Origin of the sequence: Bdellovibrio svalbardensis (genome assembly GCF_029531655.1) — a bacterium.
Taxonomy (GTDB): Bacteria; Bdellovibrionota; Bdellovibrionia; order Bdellovibrionales; family Bdellovibrionaceae; genus Bdellovibrio; species Bdellovibrio svalbardensis.
This window is the reverse complement of record NZ_JANRMI010000007.1, coordinates 10,681-30,539: the sequence shown is the minus strand read 5'-3', so window position 1 is coordinate 30,539 and position 19,859 is coordinate 10,681. Positions and strand designations below refer to the sequence as shown.

Below are 19,859 nucleotides of genomic sequence, written 5' to 3'. Positions count from 1 at the left end.
GGGGGTCAAGGGGGTCAATGAATGGGGGCTGTTGGCGCGGGGGGTAAAGGGTGATGCTGTGAGGCAATTTAACCACACTTCAGGCCTTAGACCTTCTGGGGAGGCGTCCAAAATCTCGACAATCAGGAAGAATATGGAGGGTCGAAGAGTGGCTCTTTAGAATGGAGCGGGCATGCTTTATATTCGGTGTTTTCTGGGTGTCACCTCTGGTTTCGTCTTTGGGAGACATCCATGACAATTGTGGAGCAACTTATGAGAATTTGTCGTGCCTTCATTGTGGTTTGTTTGCTGGCTATTTTGTGGCAAACGATTGCTATGGAGTCAGCTCTTGCTCAAGAACAAACGGCCTCTTTTGTAGGCAGTTTGGGGCGTTTCGCAAAGCCCGGTCAAAGACAGGCTCTTCCAGGGAAATTTCTTCGCAAACAAATTCAGGATTCAACGGGATTTCCCCTAAGAACAATCGGACATATAGAAACTTCGGGCAGAAAGCTCGGCAGCTGTACGGGAACCTTGGTAGGGGATCGTTATGTGCTGACGGCCGCTCATTGTGTTTATAATCTTGAAACGAAAATGTGGATCAATGATTTAAAGTTCATTCCCGGTCAGACGGGACAGAACATTATGACTTTTGATCCGGTAGATTGGGAGCGGGTCTATGTTCCTCAGAGATATTTAGAGTTCGCTCAAAAATCAAAAGCGCCAGAAGCTTACGCCTATGACTATGCGATTATCGTCTTGAAAGATAAGGTCGGTGAGCGTTTGGGGTGGCTGGGTTTTTCGACGGTGGATGCACAAGTAAATGCCTACTCGGCGGTGTCGATCTCGGGATATCCGGGGGATAAGGATCGCGGCACTCTCTGGGATGTGAACTGTCCTATGGAGCGTCGAGGTTCGCAGTGGCAATTTCAATGCGATTCGTTTCATGGGATGTCGGGCAGTGCCCTGCGCGTTCCCAAAGCTGACAATTCAGGAAGCATCATTGTTGGTGTTTTGGATTGGGGTCAGGAAGATAAACCAGGAATGGAAAATTACAATGGTGGCGTGGCCATCACATCTGAGGTTTTTGCACAGCTAAAAAACTGGCTCAATGATCAAGCGGATTCGACGACGGCAGTTTTGGAGAACAATCTCCCTGAAACAGTCGAGATCTATGTTCGCAACTCATGCCCGGAAGCGACGAAAGCCAAAGTGGCAGTTCGCTATTTATCAGCAGAGAATCAATGGATTCAGTCTGCTCAATGGGTGCAAGTTGAAGCCGGTGAAACTATTAAACTGGCGAGAACTTTCCCTGGGATCGAATACTACTTCTTTACCGCCAAGGCGGACGGTGGTTTGCTGTGGAAGGGGGACTCTTTGGCTTACATTCAAGGTCGCCCTGAATACATGTTGAAGGTCGATCTTGGCGAAGATGTTTTCGCAAAGGGCATCGAAGTTCGTGATCTGACTTGCAAACCCTAGTGAGTCAGAGCTGAAACCGCCTCCTCTCTGAGTGGAAAACTCCCAAAAAAAGACCGCCCCCCTAAGAACGAAGAACGCTCACAAATAGAGTTCTGTTTCTATTTCGTGCGTTTACAGTCGAAATTTTAATAACATAGAATACCTAGACCACGCCGAGGTTGTGAGTAACCTAGACCAGGTTCTCATATCTGCCTCTCTTTTCTTTTGTGGATCTGCCGAAAAGTGCTACGATTTTCAATGTTTACATAATCTTTGTGCAATTTAGCAACTAGGAGTTTCTATGAAGTCACCACGCGATGTGGTTCTCGTTGAAGGAGTTCGCACTCCCTTCGCAAAAGCTGGAACAAAACTTAAAAAAGTACACCCCGCAGATTTGGGCAAAGTTGCTTTGAAGCAATTGATTGCGCAAACGAATTTAGATGTGAACCTAGTTGATGAAGTCATTATCGGCAACACGGGAAATCCTGCGGATGCCGTGAATATCTCACGTGTGGTCGCTTTGAATGCGGGCATTCCGTTGAAAACTTCGGCTTACACAGTTCATAGAAACTGTGCGTCTGCATTGGAATCCATTTCGAATGGTTTTGAAAAGATCAAATCGGGAACAATGGATGTTGTGCTTGCCGGTGGTACAGAGAGCATGTCGCAAATGCCGACTCTTCAGCCGAAAAAGTTCCAGGAAATTTACGAAAAACTTTTCGCAGCAAAAGGTCCAAAGCAAGCTTTGCCTCTGCTGTGGTCGCTCTTTAAAGCGGACGTGAAACAAATCAAAGCGCTGCTTCAGGGAAACATGAAGGATGAGTATTTCCCGCAGATCGCCGTTATGTTGGGACTGACAGATCCTTTTGTCGGTATTAACATGGGGCAAACAGCAGAGATCTTGGCTAAAGAATGGGGCTTGTCTCGTGAAATGCAGGATAAGTTTGCATTGCGTTCTCACTTGCTAGCTGCAAAGGCGATGAAAGAAGGTCGCTTAAAAGAAGAAATCACTCCGGTCTATCTGGCGCCGGAATACAAAGAAGTGATTTCAGAGGACATTGGTCCTCGTGAATCACAAACTATTGAAGCTTTGACGAAGTTGAAACCGTTCTTTGATAAAGCCACGGGCTCAATCACTGCCGGCAACTCGTGCCCGATCACGGATGGGGCCGCGATGGTGCTTTTGATGTCTCGTGAAAAAGCAGAGTCATTGGGTTACAAGCCACTAGCGACAATTCGTTCCTACGGTTTCGCGGGTCTTGAGCCAGAGCGCATGGGACTGGGTCCTGCGTACTCAACGCCGTTGGCATTGAAACGTGCGGGTCTTTCATTGAAGGATATCGGCCTTGTGGAATTGAATGAAGCCTTTGCGGCGCAAGTGATGGCCTGCCAAAAAGCTATGGCATCTGACAAATTTGCTCAAGAAAAACTGGGCCTCGCTTCCAAAGTGGGTGAGATCAGTGATGATATCTTGAATGTAAATGGTGGCGCGATTGCCTTTGGTCACCCAGTGGGTGCAACAGGCACTCGTATTGTTCTGACATTGGCTAAAGAAATGAAACGCAGAAACACTCAATTCGGCTTGGCGACACTTTGTATCGGTGGCGGTCAAGGTGGATCTATGATTTTGGAGAATGAAGGGTAGAACCGATGAAAACGGCCCGATCGACTGCGTTGTCGGGCCCTTCGCTTCACTCCGACGTGGCGCTGCCACGCCAGCGTTTCGCGAAGAACCCTCCGCCTTGCGCTCGGACCGTTTTGATCGGTTCCGTTATGCGGGGATTTTTTAGTTTTTTTATTTTTGCAGCTTTAGGAGTTTCATAATGTCTATTCAAGAAAGTATTAAGATTGTACCTCAAGGGGATGTTGCGGTTGTTGAGTTTGATCTCGTGGGTGAGAAAGTTAATAAATTTTCCACTCCTGTGATGACAAGACTTAAAGAAGTTTTGGAAGAGCTGAAAAAGTCTTCTTACAAAGCTGTGATCTTCAAGTCTAATAAGCCAAAGATTTTTATTGCTGGCGCAGATATCGAAGAAATTAAAAGTATGACCACAAAAGAACAGTTTGAAGCGGCTGTTAAAGGTGGTCAGGAAATCATGAATATGGTGGAAGATCTTCAAATCCCTACTATCGCGTCTGTTAACGGTGCGTGTATGGGGGGTGGTTGTGAGTTCATCATGTCTTGTGACTATCGTATTGCTTCAGAAGACTCTTCAACAAAGATCGGTCTTCCAGAAATCCAATTGGGTATCTTGCCAGGTTTTGGCGGAACTCAACGCATGCCTCGCATGATCGGCTTGCAGGCGGCATTGGATATCATTCTTGCTGGCAAAGCAGTGAATGCAAAGAAGGCGTTAAAAATCGGTCTTGTCGATAAAGTTGTTCATCCAAATCTTTTGGATGAACAAGCCATGAAATGGGCTAAAGAGATTATCGCTGGCGGTGCTAAAAAACGTCGTAAGAAATTCGCGGCGAAAGGCCTTGTTAATAAAGTTCTTGAAGGCGTGGGACGCGGAATTGTCTTTAAAAAGGCTCGCGAAGGTGTGATCAAGGCAACGAAAGGTCATTACCCAGCTCCGCTTGAAGCTTTGGCAGTGATCCAAAAAACTTATGGCATGTCGGATCGTGAAGCAGGTATGCGTATTGAGCGCGAAGGTTTCTGTAAGCTTGGCGTGACGGATATCTCTAAAAACCTGATCAGCGTTTTCTATTTGACTGAAATGGTTAAAAAGCAAACGGGTGTGACGGGCGTTCAAGTGAAACCGAAGGATGTTAAAGCAATCGGTATCTTGGGTGCAGGCACCATGGGTGGTGGTATTGCTTATGTCGCTGCCGATAAAGGAATCCAGGTTCGCATGAAGGACTTGAGTTCTGATGCTTTGGGTAAGGGCTTGAAGCATGCAAGCGATTTGTGGATGAAGCTTTTGAAACGCAAATCTATCGACAAATATCAGTTCCAACAAAAAATGGACATGGTTTCAGTTTCAACGGATTACTCTGGATTCAAAAATCTGGATGTCGTCGTTGAAGCAATCGTTGAAGATATGGGTATCAAACAAAAGGTCATCGGTGAGTGTGCAGGTCAAATGCGCCCAGACGCGATCATCGCAACGAACACCAGTTCTTTGTCAGTGACTGAAATGTCCAAAGGTCATCCTCGTCCAGAATATTTTGCAGGTATGCACTTCTTCAATCCGGTGAATAAAATGCCGTTGGTGGAAGTAATCCGTGGCGAAAAAACTTCTGACGAAACAATCGCGACGATCTTCGAGTTAACAAAACGTATGGGTAAAATGCCTGTCGTGGTGAAAGACGGACCAGGCTTCCTGGTCAATCGTTTGCTTCTTCCTTATATGGGCGAGGCGGCGTTCTTGATGCAAGAAGGTATGAGCATTGAAGCGGTCGATAAGGCTTACGTCAAAGAGTTCGGAATGCCAATGGGGCCCTTTGAGTTGATGGACGAAGTCGGTCTTGATGTTTGTATCAAAGTTTTGAAGATCTTCAAAAAATCTTTCGGCGATAGAATCGAATTGGCTCCTTTGATGGAACAACTCGGCAGCTCTGGACGCTTGGGTAAAAAGAATGGAAAAGGTTTCTACCAATACAGTTCTGACGGTAAGCGCGGCGATGTGGATCAAACTGTCTATGCAGCTCTAGGTTTGGGCGCGGCAACCAATCCTTATGACTCAAAAGAGTGTATCGAACGCGGTGTCTTCGCGATGATTAACGAATGTTCTCTAGCCTTGTTGGAAGATCATATCGTTGAAACACCTCACGAAGTAGACCTCGCAATGATCATGGGTACAGGTTTCCCACCATTCCGCGGAGGCTTGCTAAGATACGCAGACTCAGTAGGCACTCAGTACGTCGCAGATCAACTGGCAACCTACGCAGTCAGCCGCAAGGCCGCCCGCCTAAAACCAGCAACCCCTCTAACAAACTTGGCCAAAGCCAACACCAAGTTCTACAAGTAGGGCGCTCACAGGTACGCCGTACCTTTTTGAGGCTCGCCGCAGCGTAAATAAAAAAGCCGAAGAGTTTTCTCTTCGGCTTTTTTTTTTATTCCACACGTTTGCAGGCAAGGTCGATTGTGGTTCCGTTTTCGAAATGGAGAGTTGAGAAGAAGTGCTTTCTTTCCGGGTTGTAGATGGTTTCTTTGTCGAAATGTGCAGTGAATTTGGAGTCGGGCGTTTTAAACCAAAGATCGAAATCAATAGCGAGAATTTCTTTGTCTGTTGTGAGTGTGATGAGGTCTTTGGACTCTTCTAGAGTGAGTGAATAGAAGTTGTCCTGATTGTCGTTTTTGAGCTGTGCGACGATCATGGGATTTGTTTTGTGCACATAGAATTTAATGAGGTCTAAATTTTCATTGTCGGTTTTGCAGACTGCGACCATGTCGGTCTTTTTCAGAAGATCTGTGATAGCGAGAGGTTGGGCTTTTGCAGTCAATGAAAAGATTAAAATTGAGAAAATAGGTGCGGCAAAAAGTGCAGGTCGCATGACGAATTCCTTCTTGAAGTTGTTGGGGGAAGGAAAACTTTAGCGATGAATGAACTGGGCTGGAAGAAATTTACAATTTTAATATTGCAATGTGTGCCCTGAGTTTCGAGGTGGGGATCATTCGCGCCGATGATGGATTCGACGCGAATATTTTTGCTATAAATCGTCTTAATTAGATGTCTTTACCGAGGGATTTATTAAGTCCCTTGTGAGAAAGCACAAACAGAATTCCCGGAACCAAGGCCAACACGGCTAAGAATAGGAAGAACTCGTTTTTTGGCATTTTCTCGTAATAAGAGCCAATCCAACCGGCAACATAGTTTCCAAAGAAAGTTGCCAAGAACCAAACTCCCATCATCATTGAAACAATCTTTGCCGGAGCAACTTTTGTAACCAACGACAAACCAATAGGAGAGATGTAAAGTTCGCCAATGGTGAGCATAAACGTCGAACCCAGCAACCATAGAACGCTGCCTTGACCTCCACCAACAGCTTTTGCCGCTAGATACATGATCAACAGTGCCGCGGTTCCCAGGAAACAGCCGATGGCCATTTTCATCGCCGTGGAGGGCTCTTGGTTGCGGCGGGATTGCCAAGCCCAAACGCGATCCAATACCGGCGCAAAGAACACAATCACCAACGGATTGAAGCTTTGGTACCAAGTGGACGGGATATTAAAGCCAAAGAAGTTCCAATCCGTGCTTTGGTCAGCCCAGAGCTGCAGGGTATTTCCTTGTTGTTCATAAACACCCCAGAAGAAAATCGTTACCAAGCACAAGAATGTCAAAGCCCAGGTGCGGGTCCATTCTGATTTGGTTAATGGCTGATGGGCCTTTGCTTCAATCTCCTGGATGCTTTTCTTATTCATCACTTCAGGAAGATTTTTTCCGCCAAAATGATAAGTTAGCAAGCCGATGATCATGCCGACGCCCGCAGCCCCAAAGCCCCAGTGCCATCCCACTTTTTGTCCCAAGGTTCCGCACACCAAAGGAGAAAAGATCGCACCCAAGTTGATGCCCATGTAAAACAACGTATAGGCACCATCACGGCGTTTATCCCCTTGAGGGTAGAGTCCACCCACCTGTGTGGAGATATTGGGCTTAAAGAAGCCATTGCCAAGAATAAGAAACATCAAAGCGGGGAAGAAGAGGCTTTCGACGGCCATCAGGAAGTGACCGATGGCCATTAAAATACCACCTACATAAACGGCACGTCTTTGTCCCCAATATCTGTCCGCAATCATCCCGCCAATAAAGGGGGTGAAATAAACCAAGCCTGTATAAAGGCCGTACACTTGAGAAGAAAGTGCCTGGGTGCTCATGGGGCCAAACATACTCACAATCATGGACTGAATAGTTTCAAATCCCCAGATATGTCGGCCATTTTGAGCTTCAATAAAAAGGTACTTAGTCATGTAAAGCACCAGGAGGGCTCTCATGCCGTAATACGAGAATCTCTCCCACATTTCAGTTAGAAAGAGGGTAAAAAGTGGACGAGGGTGACCAAAGAAAGTCTTCTCCGCTGTTGCCTGTGCCATGCTTCTCCTGTCGAGTTTCTTTATAGTAATTTAACTTATTTTCAGGGCCCTTTAGATCTTGGACAATCTTTGGCATAAATGTCACTTGAAAAGTGGAGGGACTATCGTGGCATTAAATAAGCACGTCCTTGTATTGAGCGCCTTGTCTACAGCATTGATTTTCACAGGATGCACGCAGGAAAAAACTAAAATCGTCGAAGCTAAGCAAGCGCCGGCTCAGATGAGCATGAACTTCACGAAAGCCAAAGCACAGGATTGCACCCAGGCTTCTTGCATTACCATCAGTAAATCTTCCTTAGGTAAAATCTTTTTGTTGATCGCTTCCGGGAAGACCGGAGGATCGACACCGCAATGGTACGATCTAAAACCTCAAGTTGTGAGTTTTGAAAAATCCGGATCCAAGATTGGTTTGTTGGGGCAAAACTACAACAGCATTTACGAAGAGATTCAAACGGTCAATTTGATACAAAGCTTTGCGATTCTCAGCGAAGATGAAACGTCTATCACTTTTGACTTGGGCGATGGCTTTAAAAGTTTTATCGCGCAAAATTCCTATGATGTCGATGCAGTGCGCGGAATGAATAACGATCTCACGGAGAGCTCTTACAGCACAATCCCAGTGTCAGACTCCTTTATTCGTAATATTAAATTCGACGATAAAAATATTGAGCTCGAGCAGATCTCCAAAGTTCCAAGCACCGTTATTAAGGCCGGTTCTGATAAATCAAAATTGGGCGTTGATACGCGTGAGGAAACCTTGTTGATGAACGTGCAAATTCGTTCCTACAATCTGGATCCTGAATTCAAGCCCAAAGAATACGATGCCTCTCGCCGCGTGGGTTTCTTTGTGACGAAGATCGCAAAGAAGGGCTACAGCAAAGAGATCTCCAATCTTATTTCCAAATGGGATCTCAGCCCTTCCAAGGGACCAGTGAGAATCAGAATCTCGGCCTCCGTTCCCGCAGACTATGTTCAGGCAGTGACTGAAGGCGCTCTTTACTGGAACCATGTCTTTGGACGTGAGATTGTTAAAGTTGAGCCGGGTGTGCAGATCAAAGATGCCAACCCTGAAGATCGTAGCATCATGATTCGTTGGATTGACTGGTTGGATGCAGGAGCAGCTTATGCGATCAGCCAATCGGATCCGTTAACGGGAGAGATTCTTCGTGCGCAAGTGTTTATGCCCTCCGTATTTACGAAGGTGGGTTCCGCCGATCTCGTTGATCTGAATGACAAAGCTCCGGTGGTGGTCAATGGAGCCGTGGCTTGTGATTTCTCACAAACTTTTAAGGACCTCAATAAATTGGCTCGTGAAGCCACAGACTCCCAAAGACTTCGTTTGGCTCAAGATAGCGTTCGTGCAACGGTGGCTCATGAGCTGGGACATGCTTTCGGTCTTCGCCATAATTTTGCGGGTTCTTTCTCTTCCAAGGTTTCTGTAGAGCAGATTAAAGAAGCCGCTAAGACTTACTTGAAAGACAAAGAGCATCCAGGTCTTGAGACGACGACGTCCATTATGGACTATGTAAGCGGTATCGATAACATCCTGTCTTCAGCGCGCACTAAATATTCAGCTTTGTCTTACGATAAGATGGCGATGGACTGGGCTTACTCTGGTGATAACAGTGCTTTGAGCGAAGCGGTTTCAAAATACTGCACAGATGATGATATCGCCTTGGGCAACAGTCAGGGGTTGAGCGTTTACGGTTGTGAACGTTTTGATGCCGGCAATAATCCAATGCTCAGAAAATACCTGGATGCAAAAGATGAGAAAGAGAATCTCGTCAATGTTCTGTTCGCATCTATTATCGGTCGCATGTATCCAGGGGATCGACCTGATGTGGTAAATAACTTGGAATCTGTTCTGAAAGACACGGTGAAATGGGCAAAAGCGGACATGACTCCGTTGGGTTTTGTGAGTCAGGTTTTGTTCGACTATTCTAAAGATGGCAATCCAGCGGCCACGTTTGCGTCACTTGACTATGTCAAGGCAGGTAAAGTTCTTTACTCTCGTTATGGCCAGGATGCAGCCCTCAAAGAGCAACGTGATAAAGATCTGGAAGCTGCTGGTGGATATGCAGCTCTCTTGAATGGCCTTCTAAGAAATACCGATGGCACTATTGATACGACGTGGATTCAGCGTCAAGTCGATGCGTTGATCGCAAGTGGTTACTTGGATAAAGGGAAAACCCTTTCAGGTCGTGAGTATGTTCTAACCACGGAACAACGCGCGAAGGTGATCTCATTCTTCCAGTCTTTGGTTAAAGCGAACGAGAAAGTAGTCTACGCCGGAGTACAGGCTCTTCTGCCTAAGAACAACGAAGTTGTGGAAATGCAGGATGGTTCGAAAACTAAAGTAACAGCAGTCTTGCCATACGGACTTGTGAATAGCGAGGAAGCGGCGACTTTGACTCAGTTGTCTTTGGATTTGCTTCTTGAAAATGCCGGTCAAACTTTGACGGCGGTTGTTGGCGAGGCAAAAACTCCAGTCACCTTACCGGTGCGCTTCTTGACGATAGAGGAAAGACTGGCTTCATTAAAGCTTCTTTCGACTCAAGGTTTGAACTTTGGTCAGGAGTTGAATAAAGCCAATGTGAAAGCCTCATTGACGGCTGTTGTGAATGACTTCTTGAAGCAGGCGGGCGTTGCAGATCTAAGTTTGCTTCCAGCAGAGCAAAGAAAAACCCTGCCAGCTGATTTGTTGGCGAAAGGTTTGATCGATGCTAAAGGCAGCTACTGGCTGACTTCAGAACTCACTGTTCTTGCTGCCTTCGATCAAGTGAAGTAGTGGTTATACGCGCCGAGTGAAGCAAAAGGTGCCTGGCACCTTTTGCGGCGAGCACCTTTTGCGAAGAATTTAGACAGTCGCGTACTGAAAGCGGCACCTGAGGCCGCTTTGTCTCAGGGTGAAACACTTTTCCAGTGCCATCTCCAATATACTGGGTTTCCCGTGGTCCAAGCCTTGCCTTAGTACTTTGGCAGGAGGCTACCATGAAACAATCAATCCTTTCTAAAATGATCCTAGGCGCGCTACTTGCGGGTTCCCTTGGAATGACTGCATGTGCGAAGAAGGACGACTCAACAGTTCGAGTCGCGGGTCGTGGTGGCGCAGTCACTTCTGGTGGTGGCTCAGTAACTCCAGAGAACACTGCAACTTGCAGTAACGGTCAAACTGGTACCGGAACTTTGCAAGCCACTAATGAGGCAATCTTGGCTTTGGTTTCTGCGACGATCAGCCCGGAAAGCTTCCAAGGAATTTGCAAAAAGAATTTCAGTGCTTCGTTGAAGTTTGATAGCAGCGGTAACGTTGTCAGCTCAGGATCATCCATCTTGATTCAAATTGTCGATGCTTTGGTGGGTCAGGTTTACCAAGGCAAAACAATCCAGGCTTATGAAATCCAATTCGCCAATGCGGTGAGTGGAATGTACAATCGCAATACGGGTTCATTCCAGGTGACATTCGCGGACTCATATGGAAGCTTTGTTATCAGCGGCCAAGTGAATGGTGCAAATGCAACGGGTTCAGTTTATTTCCAAAATAACGTCGCTGTTGCTGGATACTCTCCAGTTGGCGGAACTTTAGGCACATTTACGATCCCTACTGCGGTTCTAATCAAGTAAAGCACCGCGTCTTGCTTCAGCCCTTATCGCGCTCAAAGATAAGGGCATGCCTCAGCGTTTCATATTCGATTCTTCTATTCTGAGTTCAGTCGTAGGTGGTCATTCGGCCATCGATATTCCTAAGCTGAATATTCATACTTTGGACGCAGCCAGCGCTTTTCTTCTTTCCTACGGTTTTGATATCAATGAAAAAAGTGACGTCGAAAAACTAAGCTATTACCACCGTCGTGCTTTGGTTTTGATGATTGAAAAGCTTGGATTCAATGAGGCTGAGATCCCTGATATTTTCAGAGACCTCAAGCAGCTTGGGGATATTCGCAATCTTTTAATTTACGCAAGCACTCAAGATTCAGATCAAGTTCAAATGCAGCGCTGGGCCTGTGCGATCATTCGTTGTATGCACGTTTTTGTGCATGCGGAAAATGATTTATTCAGTTCATTTTCAGAAGAGATCCAGTCGCAGATTTTGACTCCGTTTCAAGACTGCATTCTGCATGATGGAAACACCCATAGAACCGTTTTGAAAGATCCTGCAGGAGAGCTGGATTCCATTGAGCTGCTTGGATTCGAAGTGAAGCCATTTAAGACTTCATCCAGCACGGTGATAAAGCTTTTGGCCAAGCCCGACGCTTTGGCAATGAAGATCTTTGATAAACTGGGTGTGCGTTTTATCACGCGCAATCTGTTTGATACTTTCCAAGTCGTACGTTTTTTGATCAAGCAGAATGTTATCAGCTTTCCGCACATCATGCCGGATCAAAGCTCGAACAACCTCTATCCAGTCGAAGTTTTCATGCAGGTCTGCGATGATCTTTCCCATCGTTTGGATACTTTGGATGAGAAGAGCATTCAAGATGCTTTTGATCAGAAATTGGCAGAGATGGGTGATGGGGTAAAATTCCTGCGCAAGGAGAATTTTTTCTCTGGCGAAGACTATCGTTTTATTAAATTTATTTCCCGTAAGTTGATTCATATCAAACCTCAAGGCAGCAAAGAGGCATTTAGTTTCTTCTATCCTTTTGAAGTTCAGATTATGGATCAATCGGCGCATCAGCGTATTTTGTCTGGCCCCTCAGAGCATCAAGCTTACAAGGAAAGACAAAGAATTGCGGCGCGCAAACGTTTATTTCCTGAATTGAGTTAATCATGTTTTTAAAATTGCTTTCTTATCCTCGATCTTTGATTGGTGTTATTATCTTTATCTTTTTGACTGCGGCCAGTGCGGGCTCTTTGGTCATTGTTAATATCCTTTTTAACAATCGCAAAATCGAAGATCATATCGTGGAGTTTTGGACTCGCAATTCCTGCCGACTGTTTGGTGTGAATGTTGTTGTAAAGGGTTTGGAAAATCGCCCGGAGGGTGGTTTCTTGTATGTCTTTAATCACACAAGCTTCTTTGATATTTTCGCCATGAATGGCTGGCTGGGAAGCTTTCGTTTCGGAGCCAAAATCGAACTTTTTAAAATTCCTGTGTTTGGTGCAGGAATGAGAAGAGCGGGCATTCTTCCCATTGCGCGCAGTCGCCGCGAGGAAGTATTCAAGGTTTATCAAGCTGCTGAAGCGCGCATCAAAGCCGGTGAACGTTTTGCCCTCGCTCCCGAAGGAACGCGCCAAGAAGTTGAAAGCCTGGGGCCATTTAAATCCGGTCCGTTTGTTTTTGCGATCAATGCCAAAGCGCCCATTGTTCCCGTGATTGTCAAAGGGGCCGCCGCAATTTTACCAAAGGGTCATTATATTCCGAATTGGGGTGTCTGGAAGCGCACAATCACCTTGGAAGTTTTGCCGGCTGTGGATACGACTCCTTACACTATTGATCAAAGACCTTTGCTTCAGGAGAAAGTTCGTCAGATCATGGCGCCATATTTCCATGGAGATGATTTCTAATTACGGAGTGACTATGAAAACATTTAAAGAGTTTTGGCCTTTTTATTTGTCAGAACACTCCAACCTCACCAATCGCCGTTTGCATTTTGTCGGAACCTTGTTGGTGCACATCATTTTCATCAGTTTGCTTGTGACCAAGCAATGGGCGTTCGCCTGGGCGCTGCCTATCGTGGGGTATGGCTTTGCTTGGGTGGGGCACTTTATCGTTGAGAGAAATCGTCCAGCGACCTTTAAACATCCTCTATGGAGTTTGCGCGGGGACTTTAAGATGTTTTATCTGATGTTGATGGGGAAACTTTGGAAGTAGAACTAGCGGGGTGCTAGTTCTTAATAACGCTCCAATTGAGATTTGAACTGAAGCTTGAAAGTGAGCTGCGCAGTTTGATTTTGTTCACGCCTGTATCGACATAAATCTGTACCTGTGAATTTGGCAAAGATTCGATTTGGGTCAGTCGCAAAACCTTAGGATTGCGATGAAGTGCGCTTTCAATGGCTTGGGCGATCTGATCCCAGCGAATGAAGGGCTCGAAGCTTTTGCCTTCATTGACGCTCTTATAGGAACCCACAAACCAGTTTCCGTTGGGATGAATATTGACCGGGTAGTTTTGTTTTCCAAACAAAGGAATCAAAGTCCATTTGAGACCATCTTCCGTGCGATAAACACCTTCTGAGGAAACAATTCCACGCAAGGAATCTTTACTCTCAAAAGCGATCGAATAGATTTCTCTCTTCATCAGCTCGTCAGTCGTAATCGTTGTTGAAGATTTCACCTCATCTTCGATGAGTAAATTGCTTTTTTTCCACCAAACTTCGCCGTGACCTTCGAGCTTGCTGCTGGCCCACACATTGGCAGTGGGTTTTAAAATTTCAACGCGGGAAAGGAGCTGTGGACCTGAGGATCCGGAAGGGCGAACCACAACACCACGATGGCTGTTGGTGACGTAACCCAGAATATCTTTTACGGGAACCTGCGTTCCGGCTTTAGTAACCAAAAAGGCGCCGTTGCGATGACTGATCGTCATCCAGTTCCCTTTGGGTGAGTACGCGAGGTTTGCGAAGTCGGCGCGGGAAACAAAATTGTTGATGTCGGCATAACCAATTTTGTTTTCGTATTGAATTTTTAAAAAGCCATTCTCAATTGCCAAAGGAAGAACTCGGCGCAGGCGGGGAATGGTGGTCACGATGCCAGACGGAATTTCAGGGCCCTTGCGCAGATAGGTGTCGATCAAGTTGACGTAAACTCCGGTGTCTTCGTGCTTTGCCTGTAGTAGATGCAAAGGCAGCCAGCCTTCGAGTTTGCCGTTTTTCTCTTTGACGCGAGCCCAGTAAGGGTCCGTTTCGAGAACTTCCAAGGTGGCCTTGGCTGGAAGCACCTTCAGAGCGCGCGCATCTCTTAGATTTTGGCTTAAAAGTTCGCAGCTGGATTTGGTGTCGACATAGCGGGCCGTCTGGATATCGCGCAGGATCTGGTCGCTATCCAGGGCATAAGTTTTATGGTCCCAGGAGACGCTGTAAGAAAGTTCCAGCTCGGTGTGGGTGATCTTGTTTTCAAGCTCGGTTCGACTCGCCTGGCCAGACGGGAAAACGCTCTGTCTGGAACGATAGAAGGAGAGGGCTGAGGTCGCATCCGTACTGAGAGCCGCTTGCGCGACTGTACTGAGCGCGGCGGTGCTTAGCGCGACAAACGCTGGAGGGCTTAAAAGGAGCAATGTAGAAACGCGCATGAGAATAGAACGCATTTCTCTATTTTGGGGGCTTCGCCAAGGTGCTCTCAAGACCAGAACTTTTGACCTCAGGCCTAAGGTAAGGTAGAGGTATCGAGTTTAATAAAAACTCTATTTTAAAAAGCATAAAAAGCGCGCATGAACACAGTAAATGACGTGCAAAATGATGCGCAGAGTTACACGAAGGGGAATGACATGGAAATTAAATTGATCGGCGTTGTTGGCGCAGGACAAATGGGAAACGGGATCGCACAAGTAGCAGCAAACTTTGGTTTCAACGTCATCATGATGGACGTGAACGGAACAGCGCTTGAAAAAGGCATCGCGACGATTTCTGGAAGCTGTGATCGCATCATCAAAAAAGGCGCGATGACGGAGGCTGATAAAGCCACTCTTCTTGGTCGCATCAAAACAACCCATGAGGCGGCAGGCTTGAAAGATTGCGATATCGTGATTGAAGCTGCGACTGAAAATGTTGATTTGAAACTTAAAATCTTCAAAGACCTTGATGCCCATGTAAAAGCTGGCGCGTTGTTGGTTTCCAATACGTCTTCCATCTCAATCACTAAAATCGCTGCGGTGACGAAGCGTCCAGACAAAGTGGCTGGTATGCATTTCATGAATCCAGTTCCTTTGATGAAGCTTGTTGAAGGTATCCGTGGCTTGCAAACTTCAGATGAAACTTTCAAAGCGGTTCGCGCTTTGGCGGAAAAAATGGATAAGGTTTTCGTTGAGTCTGTGAAAGACATGCCAGGATTTATCGTGAATCGCATCTTGATGCCGATGATCAACGAAGCTGTCTACACTCTTCATGAAGGCATTGCTTCCGTAGAATCTATCGACAGTGCTATGAAATTGGGAACTAATCAACCTATGGGTCCTTTGACTTTGGCTGACTTTATCGGTTTGGACACTTGCCTTGCGATCATGAACGTCCTTCATGATGGTTTGGGTGACTCTAAATACCGCCCATGTCCACTTCTTGTGAAATATGTTGAAGCGGGTTGGTTGGGTCGTAAGTCAGGTCGTGGTTTCTACGACTATTCTCAGAAATAAGCATAAGGATTTGTTGTCATGGATGTTTCATATAAAACTCTTCTTCTTGAGCAAAAACCAAATGGCGTGTGGATCCTTACGATCAACCGTCCAGAGGCTTTGAATGCCTTGAATTCGACCGTTCTTAGCGAAATGGGTGAAGTGCTTCGTCAGATTGGCGAAATGTCTTATGTTGATGCTCGCGTTTTGATCATTACTGGCGCGGGTGAAAAAGCATTCGTCGCGGGCGCGGATATCAAGGAAATTCACGAACTTGATGAAGAGAAAGCTTTGACCTTCGCACAGCGTGGTCAAAGTATTTTCCACGAGTTCACATTGTTGAAAATTCCAGTGATCGCAGCGGTCAATGGTTTTGCACTTGGCGGTGGTTGTGAACTCGCTCTTGGTTGTGATTTTATTTATGCTTCTGAAAATGCAAAATTCGGTTTGCCAGAAGTCAGCCTGGGTTTGATTCCAGGCTTTGGTGGTACTGTTCGTATGGCTCGTGCGGTGGGGCAGCGTAAAGCTCGCGAGCTGACCTACACGGGTGGTATGATCACAGCTGCAGAAGCCTTGACCTATGGTTTGGTGAACAAGGTTGTTCCGCAAGCGGAATTGATGACCACGGTGATGAAGACCGTAGATGCAATCTTATCTAAAGCGCCTGTTGCGGTGGGGGCTGCGAAGTTCTCTATCAATCAAGCCTGGGATATGGATGTTGAAGAGGCTCAGAAAAATGAAGCGAAAATCTTCTCTGAACTTTTCCATACAGCAGACGTCAAAGAAGGCACCGGCGCTTTCATTGAAAAGCGCAAAGCAAATTTTAAAGGTGAATAGTTAATGGCATACTCTCCCAAGCATCCAGTTAGAATTGTCACAGCAGCGGCTCTTTTCGATGGGCACGATGCAAGTATCAATATCATGCGCCGTATTCTTCAGGATATGGGCGCTGAAGTGATCCATTTGGGCCACAACCGCTCCGTGAGCGACGTTGTGAAGGCCGTTCTTCAAGAGGGCGCCCAAGGGGTTTGCATCAGTTCATATCAAGGTGGTCACATGGAGTACTTCAAGTACATGCGTGATCTTTTGAACGAAGCAGGTGCTGGCTATGTGCAAATCTATGGTGGTGGCGGAGGCGTGATCGTCTATGATGAAAAGAAAGAGCTCGAGGCCTATGGCATCGCTCAGATCTTCCATCCTGAAGACGGTCGTCGTTTGGGTCTTGAAGGTATGATCGAAATGGTCGTTCGCGGCTGTGACTTCGACCTTCTGGAAAAACAAAAAGAGTTTAAAACTAAGAAGAATATATTTCAGGGCGACACCGTTCCTTCTGTGGAACTGGGTGTGGCATTGACTGCGATTGAAAACGGAAACAAAGATGTTTCACTCAGCAACTTTGGTTTGGATTCATTCAAAGCAAAAAATCCTCCTTTGGTTTTGGGTATTACCGGAACCGGTGGGGCGGGTAAGTCGTCATTGATCGACGAACTTGTTCAGCGTTATTTGAATGCTTATCCGGATAAGAAAATCGCAGTTGTGTGCGTGGATCCGTCCAAGCGCAAAACCGGCGGTTCTTTGCTGGGTGACCGTATTCGTATGAATTCTTTGTCGCGCACAAAAGTGTATATGCGCTCCGTGGCTTCCCGTGGTTCAGGCCGAGAGATTGCTTCTTCTTTGCCGGAGATTTTGAAATTCATCCGTCAACTTGATTTCGATTTTGTGATCGCGGAAACCTCAGGGATTGGTCAAGGAAACATGGCCATTACTGAAGTCAGTGATATGTCGATGTACGTGATGACTTCTGACTTCGGCGCACAGTCGCAGCTTGAGAAAATCGATATGATCGACTTCGCGGATTTGATTGCGGTCAATAAAGCGGACCGTCGCGGGGCATTGGATGCTCTTCGCGATGTGACGAAACAGTACAAGCGCTCTCGCAAGATCTTTGACGAAAAAGTGGAAGTTCCAGTTTATCTGACTCAAGCTTCTCAGTTCAACGACGGTGGCGTGAATAAGTTGTTCTTTAAGCTCGCTGATATGTTGGAAGAAAGACAGAAAGGTCGTTGGGTTGTGGATGCAAACCACAAAGCGAACATCCTTTCAGCAGAAGAACATGGAATCATCTCCGCAGATCGTCAGAACTACCTGGCTGAGATTGTTTCAACAATTCATAAATATAAAAAACGCACGGAAGTGCTGGCCGAAGAGGCTTCAAAACTTGGAAGTCTTCAAAAGCTGGCTCCCTTGTTGGGAACTCCTGCGGAACAAGTGCAAAAAGTGCAAAGTCAGCTGGAAGCGGAATTCACAGCTGAGGAATTAGAATCTTTAAAGGGCTTCGACAAATTGATCGAAAGATATTCTGGCGATGAATTGGTTTTCCAGGTTCGTGATAAAGAACTTCGCCAGACTTTGACTCGTGAATCTTTAAGCGGAACAAAAATCCGCAGGGTTGTTGTCCCTAAAATGAAGGACTGGGGCGATCGCTTCAGATACTTGAAGCTTGAGAATGTTCCCGGTGAATTCCCGTTCACAGCAGGGGTGTTCCCACTGAAACGCGCCGATGAAGATCCCAAGCGTATGTTTGCGGGGGAGGGAACTCCGGAAAGAACCAATCGTCGATTCCATTATTTGACGAAGGGTGAGACAGCTCACCGTTTGTCGACGGCCTTTGACTCCGTTACTTTGTACGGACAAGATCCTGACCAGCGCCCGGATATCTTCGGTAAAGTCGGAGAATCAGGTGTGAGCATCTGTACTTTGAATGATATGAAAAAGCTCTTTGCGGGCTTTGATTTGATCAATCCAAATACTTCAGTCAGTATGACGATCAATGGTCCAGCGCCAATGATCCTGGCTTTCTACTTCAATACAGCGATCGATCAGCAGGTTGAAAAGAAAGAAAAAGAGCTGGGTCGTAAAGTGACTCCACAAGAGTACACCGATGTCGCAATTTGGACTCTGCAACAGGTGCGCGGGACAGTGCAGGCCGATATCCTTAAAGAGGACCAAGGGCAGAACACTTGTATCTTCTCTATCAACTTCGCGTTGAAGATGATGGGCGATATCGCGGAATACTTTGTTAAACAGAAAATCCGCAACTTCTACTCTGTCAGTATTTCGGGCTATCATATTGCTGAAGCCGGAGCGAATCCGATTTCTCAATTGGCCTTCACCTTGTCGAATGGATTCACTTTCGTTGAATACTATTTGTCTCGCGGTTTGAAAGTGGACGACTTTGCACCGAATTTGTCGTTCTTCTTCAGCAACGGTCTGGATCCTGAGTACTCTGTATTAGGCCGTGTGGCTCGCCGTATCTGGGCGGTCGCGATGCGTGATCTTTATAAGGCGAATGATCGCTCGCAAAAGTTGAAATACCATATTCAAACCTCAGGCCGCTCATTGCATGCTCAAGAAATTGACTTCAATGACATCCGCACCACTTTGCAGGCCTTGCTAGCTATCTACGATAACTGCAATAGCTTGCATACGAATGCCTATGACGAGGCTATCACGACTCCAACAGAGGAATCTGTTCGTCGTGCGATGGCAATTCAAATGATCATCAACCGTGAGTTCGGCATGACCATGAATGAAAACCCAATGCAGGGTTCTTACTTCATGGACGAGCTGACCGATCTGGTTGAAGAAGCGGTTCTGAATGAATTCAAAAAGATCAATGAACGCGGTGGTGTTTTGGGTGCGATGGAAACCCAATACCAACGTTCAAAAATCCAGGAAGAATCATTGTACTATGAGCGTTTGAAGCATGATGGCACTTTGCCAATCATCGGCGTGAACACTTTCATCGATCCTAAAACAATGGCTGCGGACTATGTCCCACCAAAGATCGAGTTGGCTCGTGCTTCTTACGAAGAAAAGAACCAACAGCTGGATAATGTTCATAAATACCAAACAGACCATCAGTCTGAAGGTGAACTGGAACTTAAAAAGCTAAAAGAAACAGTCTTGAATGGCGGCAATATCTTCGCAGCTCTGATGAGCGCAGCAAGACATTGCAGTCTCTATCAAATGACAACCGCCCTCTACGAAGTCGGCGGCCAATACCGCCGCAATCTCTAAAGGATGGCAGTATCCAATTAAAAGGGAGCTCAACAGAGCTC

General features: G+C 46.3%; 14 protein-coding genes. 11 read left to right on the top strand and 3 right to left on the bottom strand.

The features are described from left to right. Window positions 1-252 precede the first annotated feature (252 nt). The 3 genes from NWE73_RS17670 (at window position 253) to NWE73_RS17660 (ending at window position 5,411) form a co-directional block, all read left to right on the top strand. Window positions 253-1,458: a trypsin-like serine peptidase gene (locus tag NWE73_RS17670; RefSeq protein WP_277579693.1), complete on the top strand. Its 1,206-nt coding sequence runs from the start codon at window positions 253-255 to the stop codon at window positions 1,456-1,458. Between the two features lie 280 nt (window positions 1,459-1,738). Beyond that, on the top strand, window positions 1,739-3,082 hold the full coding sequence (locus NWE73_RS17665) for a thiolase family protein (protein ID WP_277579692.1): 1,344 nt from the start codon (window positions 1,739-1,741) through the stop codon (window positions 3,080-3,082). 178 nt (window positions 3,083-3,260) lie between these two features. Continuing rightward, window positions 3,261-5,411 (top strand): 3-hydroxyacyl-CoA dehydrogenase NAD-binding domain-containing protein, encoded by a 2,151-nt coding sequence (locus NWE73_RS17660; protein WP_277579691.1) that lies wholly within the window; start codon window positions 3,261-3,263, stop codon window positions 5,409-5,411. 85 nt (window positions 5,412-5,496) lie between these two features. Here NWE73_RS17660 and NWE73_RS17655 read toward each other — a convergent pair whose 3' ends face one another. Continuing rightward, entirely contained in the window at window positions 5,497-5,937 is a 441-nt protein-coding gene (locus tag NWE73_RS17655; RefSeq protein WP_277579690.1) for a hypothetical protein, read from the bottom strand. Window positions 5,938-6,109: 172 nt separating this feature from the next. After that, window positions 6,110-7,474 carry a peptide MFS transporter gene (locus NWE73_RS17650; RefSeq protein ID WP_277579689.1) on the bottom strand — a complete coding sequence of 455 codons (1,365 nt, stop codon included), beginning with the start codon at window positions 7,472-7,474 and terminating at the stop codon, window positions 6,110-6,112. 106 nt (window positions 7,475-7,580) lie between these two features. On the opposite strand from NWE73_RS17650, the gene NWE73_RS17645 reads away from it, so the two are divergent. The 5 genes from NWE73_RS17645 (at window position 7,581) to NWE73_RS17625 (ending at window position 13,286) form a co-directional block, all read left to right on the top strand. Continuing rightward, window positions 7,581-10,262 carry a zinc-dependent metalloprotease gene (locus NWE73_RS17645; protein WP_277579688.1) on the top strand — a complete coding sequence of 894 codons (2,682 nt, stop codon included), beginning with the start codon at window positions 7,581-7,583 and terminating at the stop codon, window positions 10,260-10,262. A gap of 203 nt (window positions 10,263-10,465) precedes the next feature. Next, window positions 10,466-11,095 carry a hypothetical protein gene (locus tag NWE73_RS17640; protein ID WP_277579687.1) on the top strand — a complete coding sequence of 210 codons (630 nt, stop codon included), beginning with the start codon at window positions 10,466-10,468 and terminating at the stop codon, window positions 11,093-11,095. Window positions 11,096-11,141: 46 nt separating this feature from the next. Further along, complete coding sequence (locus tag NWE73_RS17635; RefSeq protein WP_277579686.1) at window positions 11,142-12,239, top strand: TIGR04552 family protein; 1,098 nt, start codon at window positions 11,142-11,144, stop codon at window positions 12,237-12,239. A 2-nt stretch (window positions 12,240-12,241) separates the two neighbouring features. Next, the gene (locus NWE73_RS17630; RefSeq protein WP_277579685.1) at window positions 12,242-12,979 is read left to right on the top strand and encodes a lysophospholipid acyltransferase family protein; all 738 of its coding nucleotides are present in this window, start codon (window positions 12,242-12,244) and stop codon (window positions 12,977-12,979) included. 13 nt (window positions 12,980-12,992) lie between these two features. After that, window positions 12,993-13,286, top strand: a complete 294-nt coding sequence (locus NWE73_RS17625; protein ID WP_277579684.1) for a DUF962 domain-containing protein — start codon at window positions 12,993-12,995, stop codon at window positions 13,284-13,286. Between the two features lie 13 nt (window positions 13,287-13,299). Here NWE73_RS17625 and NWE73_RS17620 read toward each other — a convergent pair whose 3' ends face one another. Next, window positions 13,300-14,718, bottom strand: coding sequence for an SH3 domain-containing protein (locus NWE73_RS17620; RefSeq protein ID WP_277579683.1), 1,419 nt, complete (start codon window positions 14,716-14,718; stop codon window positions 13,300-13,302). A 123-nt stretch (window positions 14,719-14,841) separates the two neighbouring features. Between NWE73_RS17620 and NWE73_RS17615 the strand changes: the two genes are divergently transcribed. Genes NWE73_RS17615 through icmF form a run of 3 tightly spaced genes read left to right on the top strand, consistent with a single transcriptional unit; the run spans window position 14,842 to window position 19,818 of the window. Then, window positions 14,842-15,759 carry a 3-hydroxybutyryl-CoA dehydrogenase gene (locus NWE73_RS17615; protein WP_277579682.1) on the top strand — a complete coding sequence of 306 codons (918 nt, stop codon included), beginning with the start codon at window positions 14,842-14,844 and terminating at the stop codon, window positions 15,757-15,759. Window positions 15,760-15,777: 18 nt separating this feature from the next. After that, window positions 15,778-16,575 carry an enoyl-CoA hydratase/isomerase family protein gene (locus tag NWE73_RS17610; RefSeq protein ID WP_277579681.1) on the top strand — a complete coding sequence of 266 codons (798 nt, stop codon included), beginning with the start codon at window positions 15,778-15,780 and terminating at the stop codon, window positions 16,573-16,575. A gap of 3 nt (window positions 16,576-16,578) precedes the next feature. Next, the gene (icmF, locus tag NWE73_RS17605) at window positions 16,579-19,818 is read left to right on the top strand and encodes a fused isobutyryl-CoA mutase/GTPase IcmF (protein ID WP_277579680.1); all 3,240 of its coding nucleotides are present in this window, start codon (window positions 16,579-16,581) and stop codon (window positions 19,816-19,818) included. Window positions 19,819-19,859 lie beyond the last annotated feature (41 nt).

What these genes read in the sequence shown, in the direction of transcription:
- NWE73_RS17670 (WP_277579693.1), top strand. Translation starts at nt 253, where the DNA reads ATGAGAATTTGTCGTGCCTTCATTGTGGTTTGTTTGCTGGCTATTTTG.
- NWE73_RS17665 (WP_277579692.1), top strand. Translation starts at nt 1,739, where the DNA reads ATGAAGTCACCACGCGATGTGGTTCTCGTTGAAGGAGTTCGCACTCCC.
- NWE73_RS17660 (WP_277579691.1), top strand. Translation starts at nt 3,261, where the DNA reads ATGTCTATTCAAGAAAGTATTAAGATTGTACCTCAAGGGGATGTTGCG.
- NWE73_RS17655 (WP_277579690.1), bottom strand. Translation starts at nt 5,937, where the DNA reads ATGCGACCTGCACTTTTTGCCGCACCTATTTTCTCAATTTTAATCTTT.
- NWE73_RS17650 (WP_277579689.1), bottom strand. Translation starts at nt 7,474, where the DNA reads ATGGCACAGGCAACAGCGGAGAAGACTTTCTTTGGTCACCCTCGTCCA.
- NWE73_RS17640 (WP_277579687.1), top strand. Translation starts at nt 10,466, where the DNA reads ATGAAACAATCAATCCTTTCTAAAATGATCCTAGGCGCGCTACTTGCG.
- NWE73_RS17635 (WP_277579686.1), top strand. Translation starts at nt 11,142, where the DNA reads ATGCCTCAGCGTTTCATATTCGATTCTTCTATTCTGAGTTCAGTCGTA.
- NWE73_RS17630 (WP_277579685.1), top strand. Translation starts at nt 12,242, where the DNA reads ATGTTTTTAAAATTGCTTTCTTATCCTCGATCTTTGATTGGTGTTATT.
- NWE73_RS17625 (WP_277579684.1), top strand. Translation starts at nt 12,993, where the DNA reads ATGAAAACATTTAAAGAGTTTTGGCCTTTTTATTTGTCAGAACACTCC.
- NWE73_RS17620 (WP_277579683.1), bottom strand. Translation starts at nt 14,718, where the DNA reads ATGCGTTCTATTCTCATGCGCGTTTCTACATTGCTCCTTTTAAGCCCT.
- NWE73_RS17615 (WP_277579682.1), top strand. Translation starts at nt 14,842, where the DNA reads ATGAACACAGTAAATGACGTGCAAAATGATGCGCAGAGTTACACGAAG.
- NWE73_RS17610 (WP_277579681.1), top strand. Translation starts at nt 15,778, where the DNA reads ATGGATGTTTCATATAAAACTCTTCTTCTTGAGCAAAAACCAAATGGC.
- icmF (WP_277579680.1), top strand. Translation starts at nt 16,579, where the DNA reads ATGGCATACTCTCCCAAGCATCCAGTTAGAATTGTCACAGCAGCGGCT.